The sequence below is a fragment of the Vibrio sp. Vb0667 genome (assembly GCF_033391095.1).
Window position 1 is genome coordinate 1 of sequence record NZ_JAWPOL010000209.1, and the last position, 1299, is coordinate 1299.

A 1299-nucleotide genomic window follows, 5' to 3' on the forward strand; every position below is an offset into this window, starting at 1 on the left:
TGCTGCTACACGTACTTCATCGATTTTAATCATCTTCATTACACCGTCTTCGTTCGCGTGAGTGTGGATCTCCACGCGGCCAGCGATTGGGCTTTCTGCTGCGATCAACGCGTCTTCCGTATCCCCATGGTTGGTCAGCTGAAAGAATCCGCCAATAACAGGAGCATTTGGCGGCGCTTCACGACTCCAAGGATGATCGATGTGAATTTTTCCGGCTTCGTAATCGTGAGCAAGGCTCATAGGGCTAGCAATGAGAGCGATAAGTGACAAAGTGGCGATTTTCATTTGTTTAAGCATGTGTATTTTCCTTTTAAATAGAATGACTTCCCGAGCAAATGCTCAATGGGATAATTGTTATTATTGTGAGCCTGAGTTCTTAAAGAACCATTAGGCAGGAAAAACACAAGGAGGGGATTGCTTTGGTGCGATATGCTGGTAAACCAATCTGCCGCATTGAGCAAAATGGTAGGGCGTGAGCGCGTGTTTAACGCGGCGTAACCACTGAATGGTGGCAAGATAAAGCCCAACCGCGACAAGCAAGAAAAATTGCACGGCTTGCAGCAGTGGACATTCAAACTGGAAACCGTCGTGTAGCTTCAAGTTATCAATAAATTCGGAAGACGGTTGAGCGTTTGCAGCGATGAGTGTATTGATGTCGACCCACTTAAAACCTTCAGCGGTACAGAGCAACACCTTTTCATTCTGAACTTTGTTAAGCCAGCTTTTATTGTGCACTTGCGTGGGATTGAGCGCCGCAGTGGAGGCCAAATACAGCTGAAACAGTACCGCGAAAATAACCGCAATAGCGGCGACGCGTTGTTTCCTAGGTTGTATTTGAGTGGTTTCCATACGATTTGATATCTGACTGATTCGGCGCAGGATACTAACAAATAACCTTAAAAATGTAACTGCAAGATTTCCAAAAAGTGATGCAAGTGTATTTTATTTGTGTGCATTACCCACCGCGCGAAAAAGTGCAAAAGGAAAAATCAGGGGAGTCGTGAACCCAAGGCCATGAACGACGGGCGATAGCGAAAATGGACTGGCGAGTTAGTGTGCAAAATTTGAGGGATAAAGGATCAAACTGAACACTGATTCTGCACTTGTTTTACGTTAACGGAATTATGACAGTAATTTAATAAAGGATACGGTATTCTCTCGCTCCTTTGTGTATTCCTGAGCGTTTCTTGCTGTGGCAAGAGAGGCGTCATCTTAAGAAATTTCTCCAATGAAATACGAACAACAGATCGAATTTCGATACCCTAAAGGTCGATTCGCGATGGTGAGTGTTTATACATT

At 44.6% G+C, this 1299-nt stretch carries 2 protein-coding genes; both read right to left on the bottom strand.

Annotated features, from left to right (window positions below):
• On the bottom strand, positions 1-297 hold a 297-nt coding region (locus tag R8269_RS24675; RefSeq protein WP_318222838.1), incomplete at its 3' end, for a copper chaperone PCu(A)C.
• A gap of 90 nt (positions 298-387) precedes the next feature.
• Positions 388-849, bottom strand: a complete 462-nt coding sequence (locus R8269_RS24680) for a hypothetical protein (protein WP_025499212.1) — start codon at positions 847-849, stop codon at positions 388-390.
• Positions 850-1299: the final 450 nt, after the last annotated feature.

Excerpts from the sequence above, each read along its gene's own strand:
- R8269_RS24680 (WP_025499212.1), bottom strand. The coding sequence starts at position 849 with ATGGAAACCACTCAAATACAACCTAGGAAACAACGCGTCGCCGCTATT.